This is a genomic window from Streptomyces sp. NPDC029296 (assembly GCF_055569255.1).
In genome coordinates, this window is record NZ_JBVHXT010000063.1 from 1 (window position 1) to 13,872 (window position 13,872).

Annotated in this window: 14 protein-coding genes and 1 pseudogene; 5 read left to right on the top strand and 10 right to left on the bottom strand. The window is 72.1% G+C overall.

Annotation, left to right across the window (positions count from 1 at the left end; all coding sequences use genetic code 11):
• The first annotated feature begins 225 nt into the window (after nt 1-225).
• Together ACZ4W9_RS37135 and ACZ4W9_RS37140 are read left to right on the top strand one after the other, a co-directional pair.
• Complete coding sequence (locus tag ACZ4W9_RS37135; RefSeq protein WP_467943481.1) at nt 226-792, top strand: VanZ family protein; 567 nt, start codon at nt 226-228, stop codon at nt 790-792.
• Nucleotides 793-899: 107 nt separating this feature from the next.
• Complete coding sequence (locus tag ACZ4W9_RS37140; protein WP_318201743.1) at nt 900-1,100, top strand: PspC domain-containing protein; 201 nt, start codon at nt 900-902, stop codon at nt 1,098-1,100.
• Between the two features lie 81 nt (nt 1,101-1,181).
• Here the strand turns inward: ACZ4W9_RS37140 and ACZ4W9_RS37145 are convergent, their stop codons facing one another.
• The gene (locus ACZ4W9_RS37145; RefSeq protein WP_467943484.1) at nt 1,182-1,565 is read right to left on the bottom strand and encodes an ATP-binding protein; all 384 of its coding nucleotides are present in this window, start codon (nt 1,563-1,565) and stop codon (nt 1,182-1,184) included.
• A gap of 142 nt (nt 1,566-1,707) precedes the next feature.
• A pseudogene (locus ACZ4W9_RS37150) lies at nt 1,708-1,866 on the bottom strand (adenosine deaminase); the annotation flags it as partial.
• 110 nt (nt 1,867-1,976) lie between these two features.
• On the opposite strand from ACZ4W9_RS37150, the gene ACZ4W9_RS37155 reads away from it, so the two are divergent.
• Nucleotides 1,977-2,738 carry a prolyl oligopeptidase family serine peptidase gene (locus tag ACZ4W9_RS37155; protein ID WP_467943486.1) on the top strand — a complete coding sequence of 254 codons (762 nt, stop codon included), beginning with the start codon at nt 1,977-1,979 and terminating at the stop codon, nt 2,736-2,738.
• A 14-nt stretch (nt 2,739-2,752) separates the two neighbouring features.
• Here the strand turns inward: ACZ4W9_RS37155 and ACZ4W9_RS37160 are convergent, their stop codons facing one another.
• Nucleotides 2,753-3,703 (bottom strand): LysR family transcriptional regulator, encoded by a 951-nt coding sequence (locus ACZ4W9_RS37160; RefSeq protein WP_467943488.1) that lies wholly within the window; start codon nt 3,701-3,703, stop codon nt 2,753-2,755.
• A 63-nt stretch (nt 3,704-3,766) separates the two neighbouring features.
• On the opposite strand from ACZ4W9_RS37160, the gene ACZ4W9_RS37165 reads away from it, so the two are divergent.
• Together ACZ4W9_RS37165 and ACZ4W9_RS37170 are read left to right on the top strand one after the other, a co-directional pair.
• Nucleotides 3,767-5,077, top strand: coding sequence for an MFS transporter (locus ACZ4W9_RS37165; protein ID WP_467943490.1), 1,311 nt, complete (start codon nt 3,767-3,769; stop codon nt 5,075-5,077).
• A 191-nt stretch (nt 5,078-5,268) separates the two neighbouring features.
• A complete protein-coding gene (locus ACZ4W9_RS37170) occupies nt 5,269-6,282 on the top strand; it encodes a sigma-70 family RNA polymerase sigma factor (RefSeq protein ID WP_467943492.1) in 1,014 nt (337 codons plus the stop codon).
• Here the strand turns inward: ACZ4W9_RS37170 and ACZ4W9_RS37175 are convergent.
• From ACZ4W9_RS37175 to ACZ4W9_RS37205, 7 genes are all read right to left on the bottom strand, one after another.
• On the bottom strand, nt 6,166-6,516 hold the full coding sequence (locus ACZ4W9_RS37175) for an STAS domain-containing protein (protein ID WP_467943494.1): 351 nt from the start codon (nt 6,514-6,516) through the stop codon (nt 6,166-6,168). The genes ACZ4W9_RS37170 and ACZ4W9_RS37175 overlap by 117 nt on opposite strands.
• Before the next feature lie 133 nt (nt 6,517-6,649).
• Nucleotides 6,650-7,927 (bottom strand): thymidine phosphorylase, encoded by a 1,278-nt coding sequence (locus tag ACZ4W9_RS37180; protein ID WP_467943542.1) that lies wholly within the window; start codon nt 7,925-7,927, stop codon nt 6,650-6,652.
• A gap of 78 nt (nt 7,928-8,005) precedes the next feature.
• Nucleotides 8,006-8,410 (bottom strand): cytidine deaminase, encoded by a 405-nt coding sequence (locus tag ACZ4W9_RS37185; RefSeq protein WP_467943496.1) that lies wholly within the window; start codon nt 8,408-8,410, stop codon nt 8,006-8,008.
• Nucleotides 8,407-9,693, bottom strand: coding sequence for an ABC transporter permease (locus ACZ4W9_RS37190; RefSeq protein WP_467943498.1), 1,287 nt, complete (start codon nt 9,691-9,693; stop codon nt 8,407-8,409). Before ACZ4W9_RS37190 ends, ACZ4W9_RS37185 begins: the two co-directional genes overlap by 4 nt.
• Nucleotides 9,693-10,820, bottom strand: a complete 1,128-nt coding sequence (locus tag ACZ4W9_RS37195; RefSeq protein WP_467943501.1) for an ABC transporter permease — start codon at nt 10,818-10,820, stop codon at nt 9,693-9,695. Before ACZ4W9_RS37195 ends, ACZ4W9_RS37190 begins: the two co-directional genes overlap by 1 nt.
• Nucleotides 10,817-12,343 carry an ABC transporter ATP-binding protein gene (locus ACZ4W9_RS37200; RefSeq protein ID WP_467943545.1) on the bottom strand — a complete coding sequence of 509 codons (1,527 nt, stop codon included), beginning with the start codon at nt 12,341-12,343 and terminating at the stop codon, nt 10,817-10,819. The genes ACZ4W9_RS37195 and ACZ4W9_RS37200 overlap by 4 nt, the downstream gene beginning before the upstream one ends.
• Nucleotides 12,344-12,541: 198 nt before the next feature.
• Nucleotides 12,542-13,597, bottom strand: coding sequence for a BMP family lipoprotein (locus tag ACZ4W9_RS37205; protein WP_467943503.1), 1,056 nt, complete (start codon nt 13,595-13,597; stop codon nt 12,542-12,544).
• Between the last annotated feature and the right edge of the window lie 275 nt (nt 13,598-13,872).

Below are 13,872 nucleotides of genomic sequence, written 5' to 3' on the forward strand. Positions count from 1 at the left end.
CCCCCCAGGTCATCTCTTCGACAGGGGGGAACAGTCATGCCGGGCCCGGAGGCCAGCGGCCCTCTTGCAGGACCGCAGAAAACATAACGGGGGCGTACGGCCACTCCTATGGGGGTTCCCCGGCGCGGGCGCCCCCCTGCGCGCCCCTGACGGAACGCCGGCGTGCCCGTGCCGAAACGTTTTCACCGCGGAACCGTTCTGCCCCGTGCCCGCGTCTAGGGGGGCGTGCAGCGTCAAGGCTCCATCGGCGGCAGCGCCGCGATCCGCATCCGTGTGACGGGGGGTGTCCTCCTCGCCACGCACCTCGCCCTCGTCGCCTGGCTGATGCTGCGCCCCCTGGACGTCCCCTGGGTGATGCCCCCGAATCTGCGCCCGCTGGCCGGCATCAGGGCCGATCTGGCGCTGGGCTGGCCGGGTGCCGCCCGGCCGCTCGGCGAGGGTCTGGCGCTGCTCGCCCCGCTGGGCGTGCTGCTGCCGGCGGCGCACGGCAGGCCGACCGTCTCCCCGCTCGCCTCGCTGCTGCGGACGTCCGCGGCCGGCGCGCTGATCTCGCTCGGCATCGCCCTGTTGCAGACCGGTGTGCCGGGCCGGGTGGTGGACGTCGACTCGGTGCTGCTGAACACGGCGGGGGTCGTGCTGGCCCACCTGGCCGTCGTACCGGCCGGACGGTCCTGGCTGCGGCGGCGGACGGCGCGGGAGCCGGGTGCGGCGGCCGGGCCGGCGGTCAGCATCGCGGAGGAGCTGTCTCAGGGCCGTACCCCGACGATTCCCAGGGTCGGGATCGCACCTTAGAGTGATGCTTCGTCCTCTTCGTCCGCCTACCGTTGATGGCAGTTGAGGGGCCCGCGGGGCCCCCGCCACCGGCTCGGAAGCGAGCCGACGACCACGGAGGAGCCGACATGGCCGCCCTTTCCCGCCCCACCCAAGGCCGCGTGATCGGCGGAGTCTGCGCCGGACTGGCCCGGCGCTTCGGCACTTCGGCCACGACGATGCGGGTGATCTTCCTGGTGTCCTGCCTGCTGCCGGGCCCGCAGTTCCTGCTGTACATCGCGCTGTGGCTGCTGCTGCCGTCCGAGGACAAGGTCCGCACCGCCTGGTGAGCGTCGCGGCAAAGGCGAGTGCGCCACAGGGGGCGCGTCCGGACGGGCCGGAGCGCCCCGCGTGTCCCGGTGCGGCGGGGGTCAGCCGAGCGGGAGTCCCTTGACCGGCGTGCCCTTCGTGGGCAGGCCCTTCAGCGGCAGTCCGCCGAGCAGCCCGGCGACCGGCTTGGTCGGGCCCTCGGCGACGGTGCGCTCGGCGACGGGCTGCGCGACGGCCGCGCCCTTGCGGACGACCGGCGCCACGGCGGCGACACCACGCTTGCCCAGCGGCTTGAGCGTCTTCACCGCTCCGCTGTCGGGCAGCGCGCCCACGACCCGCTCGGGCGGCAGCAGCTTCGTGACGGTGTCCAGGGTGTGGGCGGCGTCCGGGGCGGCCGGGGCCGCGTTGGCCGCGCCCGCGCTGACGACGGCGACGGCGGCGCCCAGGGCGGCGACACCGAGGGTCTTGGCAGCAGACTGCTTCATGGTGCATGCGTCCTTGTGTGCGGAGACGGGAGATCACGAACGATCCGAGCGATCCACGACCGTAAACATCACACACCACTCCCCGCAAACACCGAAATGCGGACGCCGAGTGACATCACATCCGCTTTCCACACCGACCGGCCTACGGCGACCGGACGCCCGGACCGCCGGAACCGCTGGTGGACACCGACTGCCGGAACAGCCATTCGGATTTCGGCTCGGCATATCCGGGCCCGACGACATCGTTGATCATCCCGGGACGTTCATCGAAAGGAATGAACGCCGATTTCATCGCATTGACGAAGGCCCCTCGGTCCGGGTCCGGCGCTGTTTCCGATGCTTTTCCGTCGATACGCAACGGTGACCCGCCGTACGGGTTTCGTATACCGCCCCTTCTGACACTGTTCTGTCATGGGACAGCAAGCGACGCCGGTGCGAACGGCCAGGCTGGGAAAGGCGGTCGGCCCGGCGCCGACTCCGGTGTGCGGAGCGGTGCTGCTGCTCCCCGGCGGTGAGGAGGTCTCCGACCGCCGGCCCTCCCCCGTGCACCCCCTCCCCCTGATCCGCTCCCTGGGCCGCGCCCTCGCCCGCGCCGGTCGCGCCGAGGGGCTGGCCGTCCACCGCGTCCACTACCGCTACCGCGGCTGGAACGGCGGCGAGGCGCGGCTGGCGGCGGATGCCGAGTGGGCCGCCGACGAGGCCGTACGCCGCTACGGCGATGTCCCCGTGTGCCTGGTGGGCGTCGACATGGGCGGCCGGGCGGCGCTGCGCGCCGGCGGTCACGAGGCCGTCGACTCCGTGGTGGCGCTGGCCCCCTGGCTCCCGGAGGACGACGTGGCCGCCCCGGCCGAGCCGGTCAAACAGCTGGCCGGCAGCCGGGTGCTGATCGTCCACGGCACGAACGACGAACGCACCGACCCCGAACTGTCCTTCCGTTACGCGGAGCGGGCGAAGAAGGCGAACCGCGAGGTGTGCCGCTTCGAGGTGCACTCCGACGGCCACGGCCTGCACGGCCACCGCTCCGAAGTCCTCGCCCTGACGGCGGACTTCGTCCTGGGCGCCCTCTTCGGCCACCCCGTCTCCCGTCCGGTGCAGGACGCCCTGGCCGCACCCCCGCCGATCGGCCTGCGGATGCCGCTGGCGGCGGGGTTCGGGCGGTCGTTGCGGCGGTAGGACGGGGGCGCCGCTCAGGGAAGGAGGTTGCCGCGTCTGGACAGCAGGAACTTCTTGAACGCCGCCACCGGCGGGGTGTCGGGGCGGTCGGCCAGCCAGGCCACGCCGATCTCGCGGGCCGCCCGCGGGGCCGTGACCGTCAGTTCCACGACGCCCGGGCGGGGGACCGTCGGCGGGGGCAGGAGGGCCACGCCGAGGCCGGCCGCCACCAGGCCCCGCAGGGTCTCGGCCTCCTCGCCCTCGAAGGCGACCCTCGGCCGGAAGCCCGCCTGGCGGCAGAGGTCGTCGGTGATGCGGCGCAGGCCGTAACCGGGCTCCAGGGTGACGAAGGTTTCCTCGGCCGCCTCGGCCAGGCGGATGCGGCGGCGGGCGGCCAGCCGGTGGTCCGCGGGGACGACCAGGCGCAGCTTCTGCTCGTCCAGGCGGCGGGCGACCAGATCGGGGGCGTCGGGCACCGGAGAGGTGAGGCAGAGGTCCAGCTCGCCGGCGCGCAGCCGCTCCAGCATCGCCTCGCCGTAGTTCTGCACCAGGCTGAAGCGGATACGCGGATGGTCGGCGCGGAAGGCGTGCAGCAGGCCGGGCACGGTCTCGGCGCCCATGGTGTGCAGGAAGCCGAAGGCGACCTTGCCGGTGGCCGGGTCGGCGTCCGCGCGGACCTCCTCGGCGGCCCGTTCGATCTCGGCGAGGGCCCGCTCGGCGAAGGCGAGGAAGGTGCGGCCGGCGGTGGTCAGGGAGACCGTGCGGCCGTGCCGGGCGAACAGGTCGACGCCCAGGTCCCGTTCCAGGCGGGCCATCGCGCGCGAGAGCGTGGACTGGGGGACGTTCATCTCCTGCGCGGCCCGGGTGACATGCTCCGTGCGGGCCACCCCGGCGAAGTAGGCGAGGCGGGGCGCGAGCGACAGCGCCATGTCTTCTGTGTCACCGAACGGTGACAGCCGGAGCTGTGAACTGTGCTGATGCGCCATGGGAACGATTATGGCCGTTCCATGCATTGGACGCATGAGCCGGACGGTCCCTACGGTCGGGGTATGTCTCCCGCCAGTACCGGGGCGTCCACCAGCGTGGGCGCCGTACCGTCCGTTCCCGTCCCAGGATCCTCCGGCTCCGACGTCACCGGGTCCGACTCCCGTATGACTCCGGGCGGCCCCGGCTACCGCCGGATGAGCCTCGCCCTCTTCCTCGCCGGGGTCGCGACCTTCGCCCTGCTGTACTCCACCCAGGCCCTGCTGCCGCTGATCTCCGGGGAGTTCGGCGTCACGGCGAGCGAGGCGAGCTGGACGGTGGCGGCGGCGACCGGCGGGCTGGCCCTGTTCGTGCTGCCCATGAGTGCCCTGTCGGAGCGGTTCGGGCGCCGTACGGTGATGACGGCCTCGCTGGCCGTCGCCGTCACCGTCGGACTGCTGGTGCCGTTCGCGCCGTCCCTCGGCGCGCTGGTGGTGCTGCGGGGCGTGCAGGGCGCTGCGCTGGCGGGGCTGCCGGCCTCGGCGACGGCCTATCTGGCCGAGGAGGTCCGGCCGAAGGCGCTGGTCACCGCCATCGGGCTGTTCGTGGCGGGCAACAGCGTCGGCGGTATGAGCGGCCGGGTGATCACCGGCTGGGTCGCGCAGGAGTGGGGCTGGCGGGTCTCGGTCGGCGTCATCGGCGCCCTCGCGGTCGCCTGCGCGGTGGCGTTCCGGCTGCTGCTGCCCGCGCCGCGCCACTTCACGCCGGGCTCGCTGCGTCCCCGGGTCCTGCTCGGCACGGTCCGCGGCCACCTCGCCGATCCGCTGCTGCGCCGCCTGTACGCGATCGGCGCGCTGTTCATGACGGTGTTCGGCGGTGTCTACACGGTGATCGGCTACCGGCTGACGGCGGCGCCGTTCGGGCTGCCGCAGGGCATCGTGGGCTCGATCTTCCTGGTGTACCTGGTGGGCACGGTCTCCGCCTCGGCCGCGGGCCGGCTGGTGGGCCGGTTCGGCCGCCGGGGCGCGCTGTACCTGGCGGGCGGTACGACGGCGGCGGGCCTGCTGCTGTCGCTGGCCGCGCTGCTGCCGCTGGTCCTGCTGGGCCTGGTGCTGATCACGGCGGGCTTCTTCGCCGGGCACGCGGTGGCCTCCTCGGCGGTCGGCAAGACGGCCACGCACGGCCGTGCCCAGGCCTCGGCGCTGTACCAGTCCGCGTACTACGTCGGCTCCAGCGTGGGCAGCACGGTCGGCGCGCTGGCCTTCCGCTCGGGCGGCTGGACCGGCACGGTCGGCGTCGGCCTGCTGGCGGTGCTGGGCGTGGTGGTGATCACCGTGCTCGGCTCCGTGGCGGCGCGGCGGACGGTCGTGCGTCCGGCGCAGGCTCCCGCGCACTGAGCGCACGGCCGCCAGGCCACCCCGGTGCGGTGCGCGGGGCGAGGACGGCGTGCGCCGCTCGGGCGCGGGGGGCGACCCCCGCGCACCCGGCATTTTCCGGCTCCGGCGGCCATTGTCGGTGGGCTGCGGTAGCTTCCGAGGTGCTGGGGCGCGACGGTGCGCCGCGGGGACGGCCGCAGGGTGGGTGGACGATGGGCAACGGAACGGCGACGGCGGATCTCGATGTCGCACTGGAGAAGCACCGGACCGAGCTGACGGGGTACTGCTACCGGATGCTGGGCTCCTCCTTCGAGGCCGAGGACGCGGTCCAGGACACCCTGGTACGCGCCTGGCGGAGCCACGAGAAGTTCGAGGGCCGCTCCTCGCTCCGGTCGTGGCTGTACCGGATCGCGACGAACGTGTGCCTGGACATGCTGTCGGCGGGCAACAAGCGGGCCCGGCCGATGGATCTGACGGAGTCGACCCCGCTCGCGCAGGCGGCGCTCGTGCCGCGCCCGGACCACACCTGGCTGGAGCCGATGCCGGACGCCCGGGTGCTGCCGGCCGTGGCGGACCCGGCGGAGGCCGCGATCGCCAAGGAGTCGGTGCGGCTGGCCTTCATGGCGGCGCTCCAGCAACTGCCGCCCAAGCAGCGGGTGGTGCTGATCCTGCGCGAGGTGCTCGCGTGGAAGGCGAGCGAGGTGGCCGAGCTGCTGGACACCTCGGTGGCGTCGGTCAACAGCGCGTTGCAGCGGGCCCGGGCCACCCTCGCCGAGCGCGCGGACACGGGGGCCGAGGGGGCGGTGTCCGACCCGCTGGACGAGGAGCAGCGAAAGCTCCTGGAGCGGTACGTCAAGGCGTTCGAGGGCTACGACATGACGGCGCTGACGGCACTGCTGCACGAGGACGCCGTCATGACGATGCCGCCGTTCGACCTGTGGCTGCGCGGCACCTCCGACATCACCGGCTTCATGCTGACCATCGGTGCCTCCTGCGCCGGGTCCCGGCTGGTGCCGGTCCAGGCCAACGGGCTGCCGGCGTTCGCGCACTACAAGCCGGACGAGGAGAACGGCGGGTTCACGCCGTGGGCGGTGCAGGTGCTGGAGATCTCAGCCGGGCGGATCACCGGTTTCCACTGCTTCCTCGACACCCAGCGCTGGTTCCCGCTCTTCGGCCTGCCCCTCCGTCTGGAAGCGCAGTCCGACGAGACCCAGCAGCGCGCCTAGCGCCGGACCGGCGTTCCGCAGCCGTATCCGCCCGCCGGCCCGGCGGGCGGTCAGCTCCAGCCGGGCGAGCAGGTCGACGGCCGCCAGCCCCGGCGGCCCGAACCCGCCCACGTCGCACACGACCACCCCGCCCCCACCGCCCGCGAGCGCTTCCCGCACGGCGGCACACCACCCCGCCACGTCGTCCCGGCGGACGGGACCGGTCAGCACGAGGACGGGTGTCTTGTCATCCACGTGCGGATAGACCGCCCGGGCGGCCGGAACTCATCGCCGAGCGGTCCCCCCTCGGGACGTCACCGGTTCCGGAACGCCGGACGGGACCGGCGGAGGTCCACCGGTCCCGTCCCCCGCACGGGGAAACCGCGGTTCAGGCGATGCGTTCCAGGACCACCGGGGTGGTCTGGAAGTCGGTGCCCGGGGCCGCGACGTCGTAGGAGCCGGCCACGGCCTGGAGGGCGTACTCGAAGCGTTCCGGGGTGTCGGTGTGCAGGGTCAGCAGGGGCTGGCCCTCGGTCACCCGGTCGCCCGGCTTGGCGTGGAGTTCCACGCCCGCCGCCGCCTGCACCGGGTCCTCCTTGCGGGCGCGTCCGGCGCCCAGGCGCCAGGCGGCGATGCCGATGTCGTAGGCGTCGAGGCGGGTCAGTACGCCGGTGGACGGGGCCTTCACCACGTGCTGTTCCCTCGACGTGGGCAGCGGGGCGTCCGGGTCGCCGCCCTGGGCCGCGATCATCCGGCGCCAGACGTCCATCGCCGAGCCGTCGGCCAGCGCCTTCGCCGGGTCGGCGTCCTTCAGCCCGGCGGCGTCCAGCATCTCGCGGGCCAGCGCGAGCGTCAGCTCCACCACGTCCGCGGGGCCGCCGCCCGCCAGCACCTCCACGGACTCGCGGACCTCCAGGGCGTTGCCCGCGGTGAGACCGAGCGGGGTGGCCATGTCCGTCAGCAGCGCGACCGTCTTCACGCCGTGGTCGGTGCCGAGGCCCACCATCGTGGACGCCAGTTCGCGGGCGTCCTCGATCGTCTTCATGAAGGCGCCCGAGCCGACCTTCACGTCCAGCACCAGCGAGCCGGTGCCCTCGGCGATCTTCTTGGACATGATCGAGGAGGCGATCAGCGGGATGGCCTCCACCGTGCCGGTCACGTCACGCAGCGCGTAGAGCTTCTTGTCCGCGGGGGCCAGGCCGTCGCCCGCCGCGCAGATCACCGCGCCGGTGGTGTCGAGGACGTCCAGCATCTCCTCGTTGGAGAGCAGGGCGCGCCAGCCGGGGATGGACTCCAGCTTGTCCAGGGTGCCGCCGGTGTGGCCGAGGCCCCGGCCGGAGAGCTGGGGGACGGCGGCACCGCACGCGGCCACGAGGGGCGCCAGCGGCAGGGTGATCTTGTCGCCGACGCCCCCCGTGGAGTGCTTGTCGGCCGTCGGGCGGGACAGCGCGGAGAAGTCCATGCGCTCGCCGGAGGCGATCATGGCCGCCGTCCAGCGGGCGATCTCGCGGCGGTTCATGCCGTTCAGGAGGATCGCCATGGCGAGCGCGGACATCTGCTCGTCGGCGACCTCACCGCGGGTGTACGCGTCGATGACCCAGTCGATCTGCTGGTCGGTCAGCTCGCCGCGGTCCCGCTTGGTGCGGATGACGGAGATGGCGTCCATGGCCATGGCTGGGGCTTCCTTCCGGGAGGTGCGAAGTGTGCGGCCCCCCTGCTCAGGGGGCAGGGGGGCCGTACGGCGTTACTGGGTGAGATGGTCCGGGCCGAAGGCCTGGGGCAGCATCTCGGAGAGCGGGAGCACGCCCGCGGGGGTGTCCAGGAGCAGGTCCGGGCCGCCGAACTCGTAGAGCAGCTGGCGGCAGCGGCCGCACGGGACCAGCAGGGCGCCGGCGCCGTCGACGCAGGTGAAGTGCGTCAGCCGGCCGCCGCCGGTGCGCTGGAGCTCGGAGACCAGGCCGCACTCGGCGCACAGGCCGAGGCCGTAGGAGGCGTTCTCGACGTTGCAGCCGGTGACCGTGCGGCCGTCGTCGACCAGGGCCGCGACCCCGACCGGGTAGCCCGAGTAGGGGGCGTAGGCGTGGGCCATGGCCTCCCGTGCCCGGGCGCGCAGCGGCTCCCAGTCGAAGGCGCCCTCGTCGCGGGTCACTTGCCCTGGCCCTTCCGGTAGCGCATGCCGTCCGCCTTGGGCATCCGCAGCCGCTGCGCGGACAGCGACAGCACGAGCAGCGTGACGACGTACGGGGTGGCGCCCACGAAGTCGCTCGGGACCTCGTCGGTGAGCAGGTACCAGACCAGCACCAGCGCGGCCGTGACCGCGCTGACCACACCCTGGACCACGGCCTTCTTGTACAGCTTCCAGCCGGCCAGCAGCGCGAGCAGGACGACCAGGAGCAGCAGCAGCGCGTGCACGGTGACGCCGCCGTTGCGCAGCTGGAGGGCGTCGGAGTAGCCGAACAGGCCCGCGCCCATGGCCAGCCCGCCGGGCCGCCAGTTGCCGAAGATCATGGCGGCGAGGCCGATGTAGCCGCGGCCCGCGGTCTGGCCCTCCAGATAGGTGTGCGAGGTGACCAGCGCGAGGAACGCGCCGCCGAGGCCGGCCAGGCCGCCGGAGACGGCGACGGCCGCGTACTTGTACTGGTAGACGTTGACGCCGAGGGACTCCGCGGCGACCGGGTTCTCGCCGCAGGAGCGCAGCCGCAGCCCGAACGGGGTGCGCCACAGCAGCCACCAGCTGCCGACGAACAGCAGCACCGCCACGATGGTGATCACGGACAGGTTGGTGACCAGGCCGCCGACGATGCCGGCCAGGTCGGAGACCAGGAACCAGTGGTGCTTCTCGATGGAGGCGAGGCCGTCCGACAGACCGGGGACGGTGATGTCGGGCAGCGAGTCCGCGGGCGGGGACTGCTTGGGGTTGCCGCCCTCCTGGGCGGCGTCGCCGTCGGCGAAGAACAGCTTGGCGAGGTACTGCGTGGCGCCGAGCGCGAGCAGGTTGACGGCGACACCGGAGACGATGTGGTCGACGCCGAAGGTGATGGTGGCGACGGCGTGCACCAGGCCGCCGAGGACGCCGAAGCCGATGCCGCACAGCAGGCCGAGCCAGGGGCTGGACTGCCAGCCGACCCAGCCGGCGCCGAAGGTGCCGAGGATCATCATGCCTTCGAGGCCGATGTTGACCACGCCGGCCCGCTCGGACCACAGGCCCGCGAGACCGGCGAGGCCGATCGGCACGGCGAGGCCGAGCGCGGCGGCGACCTGGCCGGAGGAGTCGAGCTGGTGGGAGTCGGTGATCATCCGGACGGCCGCGAGGAGCAGCAGGGCGCCGGCGACGATCATGAGGACCTGGCCGAGCGAGCGGCCCGTGCGCTGGGGCGCGCCGGGCGCCTTGGGCGCCGCGGGCGGCGGCGTGTCGGTCATCGTGGCAGTCATCACGCCACCTCCTGCTTCTTCGTCGGGGCGGCGGCCTGGGCGGCGAGTTCCGCGCCGACCCGCTGCTGCTGGCGCTTGAGGCCGTAGCGTCGGACGACCTCGTAGGCGATCACGACGCACAGGACGATGACGCCCTGGATCACGCCGAGGATCTCCTTGTCGTAGCCCTGGAACTCCAGGTGGTTGGTGGTGCGCTCCAGGAAGCCCCAGAGCAGGGCGCCGAGCGCGATGCCGATCGGGTTGTTGCGGCCGAGCAGCGCGATGGCGATGCCGGTGAAGCCGATCCCGGTGGGGAAGCTGTTGTCGTACTGGTGGCTCTCGTTGAGCAGGGTGGGCATGCCGATCAGACCGGCCACCGCACCCGAGATGATCATGCTGGTGGCGACCATCTTCTTCACCGACACACCGCTCGCGGCGGCGGCGCTCTCGGACTGGCCGACGGTGCGCAGGTCGAAGCCGAACCGGGTGCGGCCGAGCACGAACCAGTAGGCGAGGCCGACGATCACGGCGACGACGATGAAGCCGTCCAGCACGCCGGCCGGGCCGGTGTCGATGCTGAAGAAGAAGGAGGACGACGGCAGCGGCTCGGTGGAGACCAGGGTGCCGCCCTGCTGGAGTTCGCCGAGCCGCTCGGGCTGGAGCAGATAGCCGATGACGGCGGTGGCGATGGAGTTCAGCATGATGGTCGCGATGACCTCGCTGACGCCCCGGGTCACCTTCAGCACACCGGCGATGGCCGCCCACAGGGCGCCGGTCGCCATGGCGCAGATCATGATCAGCGGGATGGCGATCCAGCCGGGCACGGCCAGCGCGCCGCCGAGGACGGCGGCGATGAACGCGGCGAGCCGGTACTGGCCGTCGACACCGATGTTGAACAGGTTCATCCGGAAGCCGACGGCGACCGCGATGCCCGCGAGGTAGTACGTCGTGGCCTTGTTCAGGATGTAGACCTGGCTGTCGCTGGCGAAGCCGTAGGTCATCATGTCGCTGAACGCGGCGCCGGGGTTCTTGCCGGTCGCGAGGATCACCAGGGCGGTGACGACGAGCGCGGCGACGACCGCCAGCAGCGGCGCGGCGATGCCGAGGGCCAGCCGCTCCTTGTCGATGCGTGAGGTCAGCTTGTTCATCGCTCGTCGTCCTCTGTGTGCTCCAGGTGGCCGGTGGCCGCACCCGTCATGGCGGAGCCCAGCTCTTCGGGGGTGATGGTGGCGGGGTCGGCGTCGGCGACCAGACGGCCCCGGTACATCACCCGCAGGGTGTCGGAGAGGCCGATCAGCTCGTCGAGGTCGGCGGAGATCAGCAGCACGGCCAGGCCCTCGCGGCGGGCCTCGCGGATGTAGTCCCAGATGGCGGCCTGGGCGCCGACGTCCACGCCGCGGGTGGGGTGGGCGGCGATGAGCAGCTTGGGGTGGTGGCTCATCTCGCGGCCGACGATCAGCTTCTGCTGGTTGCCGCCGGACAGCGAGGCCGCGGTCACGTCGATGCCGGGGGTGCGGACGTCGTACGACGCGACGATCCGCTCGGTGTCGGCGCGGGCCGCCTTGATGTCGAGCAGCGCGCCGCGCGAGTTGGGCTTCTCGCTGACGTGGCCGAGGACGCGGTTCTCCCACAGCGGCGCCTCGAGCAGCAGACCGTGGCGGTGGCGGTCCTCGGGGATGTAGCCGATGCCGGCCCGGCGGCGGTCGCGGGTGGCGGCGGCCGAGATGTCGGCGCCGTCGAGCGTGATGACGCCGGCGTCGGGCTGCCGCATGCCCATGATCGCCTCGACCAGCTCGGACTGGCCGTTGCCCTCCACGCCGGCGATGCCGAGGACCTCGCCCTGGTGGATGGTGAAGGAGATCTCGTCCAGGATGACCCGCTCGATGCCGTCGAGGCCGGTCTGCGTCAGGTGCAGGCCGTCCAGCGTCAGCATGGGGACGTCCGTGACGGTGGACTCCTCGGTGTCCGGGGTGGGCAGCTCGCTGCCGACCATCAGCTCGGCGAGCTGCTTGGGGGTGGTGGTGCGCGGGTCGGCCGTGCCGACGGTGGTGCCGCGCCGGATGACGGTGATCTCGTCGGCGACCGACAGCACCTCGCCCAGCTTGTGGGAGATGAAGATGACGGTGAGGCCCTCGGCCTTCAGCTCGCGCAGGTTGTCGAAGAGCGCGTCGACCTCCTGCGGCACGAGCACGGCGGTCGGCTCGTCGAGGATGAGGGTGCGGGCGCCGCGGTAGAGGACCTTCAGGATCTCCACGCGCTGGCGGTCGGCGACCCCCAGCTCCTCCACGAGGACGTCGGGCCGGACGTTCAGGCTGTACGCGTCCGAGATCTCCTTGATCCGGGCGCGGGCCCGGCCCCCGATGCCGTACAGCTTCTCCGCGCCGAGGACGACGTTCTCCAGCACGGTGAGGTTGTCGGCGAGCATGAAGTGCTGGTGCACCATGCCGATGCCGCGGGCGATGGCGTCGCCGGGGTTGTGCAGGACGACCTGCTCGCCATTGACCGTGATGGTGCCCTCGTCCGGCTGCTGCATGCCGTAGAGGATCTTCATCAGGGTGGACTTGCCGGCACCGTTCTCACCGCACAGGGCGTGGACGGTGCCCGCGCGTACGGTGATGTCGATGTCGCGGTTGGCGACGACGCCGGGGAAACGCTTGGTGATGCCGCGCAGTTCGACGGCAGCGGGCGGGCTGGACGCGTTGATGGCGCACTCTCCTCGGGGAAAGAGGCTGCGGGGAGGGGGCAGGGCGTCGGCGACGCTAGCGCGCCAACTCCGCGCTACACGCGTAGAGTTGACACATTGTTATGGCCCGGCGAAGGGGCCGGGAAGGCCCCCGCGCCGAGCCCGGGTCCGGTCGGACCCCTCAGGTCACGGGGTGGTCTTGACCTTGATGGTGCCGTCGACGATCTTCTTCTTCGCCGCGTCCAGCTTGGCCTGGATGTCGTCGATGAAGCCGCCGCTCGGGGACAGCTTCACGCCGTCCTGGGCGAGCGCGTAGGTGTGGGTGCCGCTCAGCGGCTTGCCGTCGCGGACCGACTTGACGAAGTCGTACACGCCGAGGTCCACGTTCTTGACCATCGAGGTCAGGATCGCGTTCTTGTACTTGGCCAGACCCGGGACGTTGTACTGGTCCGAGTCCACGCCGATCGCCCAGGCGCCCTTCTTGCCGGCGACGGCCTCGATGGCGCCGTTGCCGGAGGAGCCGGCCGCCGTGTAGACGACGTCGGCGCCGTTGTCCAGCATGCCCTGCGCGGCCTCCTTGCCCTTGTCGGGGCTGGCGAAGCCGGAGGTGTCCGAGCCGTGGGACAGGTACTGCGTGTCGACCTTGATCTTCGAGTCGGTGTCCTTGACGCCCTGGACGTAGCCCGCCTCGAACTTCTTGATCAGCGGGACATCGACACCGCCGATGAAGCCGACGTGCTTCGACTTGCTCTTCAGCGCGGCGGCGACACCGGCCAGGTAGGAGCCCTGCTCCTCGGTGAAGGTGATGCTGTTGACGTTCTTGCCGTCCACCACCGAGTCGACGATGCCGAAGCTGGTCTTCGGGTACTTCGCGGCGACCTTGGTCATGGAGGCGGCGTAGGCGTAGCCGATGCCGACGATCGGGTTGTAGCCGGCCTCCGCCAGGTCCGACAGGCGCTGCTCGCGGTCGGCCTCGGTGTCCGAGGTCTTGGCGGTCAGCTCCTTGATCTCGCCGCCGAACTCCGTCTTCGCCTTGTCGGCACCGCGGGCGGCGGAGTCGTTGAAGGAACGGTCGCCACGGCCGCCGACGTCGAAGGCGAGGCCGACCTTGACGCCCTTGCCGCCGCCGGCGGACGACGAGGAGGACTCCTTCTCGGAGGAGGTGCTGCCACAGGCAGTGGCAGTCACGGCGAGAGCTGCGGACGCGATACACGCAGCAGAAAGCTTGGCTACCCGGCGCACGGGAAGGCTCCTTCACCTGACCTGAGCGCCATGTCGGCGCTTGATGGGAGCACCATGTCAGTGCTCCGGCCGAGTCGCCCGTTCGGCGTCGGCTTCGCGGCATCGTAACGCGCGTAGATGTCGCAAAAAACCCTCTCGCGAAGCCGTTATAGATTCGAGGCAAACACCGCCCGAACTCGGACTCCCGGTCGTATACCGCCCGTGTCGCCGACCGTGTGCGCATGGCTCGCGTCCGTGTTGCGCCGGAGGGGGGAACGGCCCCGGGACCGTCCGGG

Excerpts from the sequence above, each read along its gene's own strand:
- ACZ4W9_RS37190 (WP_467943498.1), bottom strand. The coding sequence starts at position 9,693 with ATGACTGCCACGATGACCGACACGCCGCCGCCCGCGGCGCCCAAGGCG.
- ACZ4W9_RS37155 (WP_467943486.1), top strand. The coding sequence starts at position 1,977 with ATGGGACAGCAAGCGACGCCGGTGCGAACGGCCAGGCTGGGAAAGGCG.
- ACZ4W9_RS37170 (WP_467943492.1), top strand. The coding sequence starts at position 5,269 with ATGGGCAACGGAACGGCGACGGCGGATCTCGATGTCGCACTGGAGAAG.
- ACZ4W9_RS37140 (WP_318201743.1), top strand. The coding sequence starts at position 900 with ATGGCCGCCCTTTCCCGCCCCACCCAAGGCCGCGTGATCGGCGGAGTC.
- ACZ4W9_RS37180 (WP_467943542.1), bottom strand. The coding sequence starts at position 7,927 with ATGGACGCCATCTCCGTCATCCGCACCAAGCGGGACCGCGGCGAGCTG.
- ACZ4W9_RS37165 (WP_467943490.1), top strand. The coding sequence starts at position 3,767 with ATGTCTCCCGCCAGTACCGGGGCGTCCACCAGCGTGGGCGCCGTACCG.
- ACZ4W9_RS37195 (WP_467943501.1), bottom strand. The coding sequence starts at position 10,820 with ATGAACAAGCTGACCTCACGCATCGACAAGGAGCGGCTGGCCCTCGGC.
- ACZ4W9_RS37145 (WP_467943484.1), bottom strand. The coding sequence starts at position 1,565 with ATGAAGCAGTCTGCTGCCAAGACCCTCGGTGTCGCCGCCCTGGGCGCC.
- ACZ4W9_RS37160 (WP_467943488.1), bottom strand. The coding sequence starts at position 3,703 with ATGGCGCATCAGCACAGTTCACAGCTCCGGCTGTCACCGTTCGGTGAC.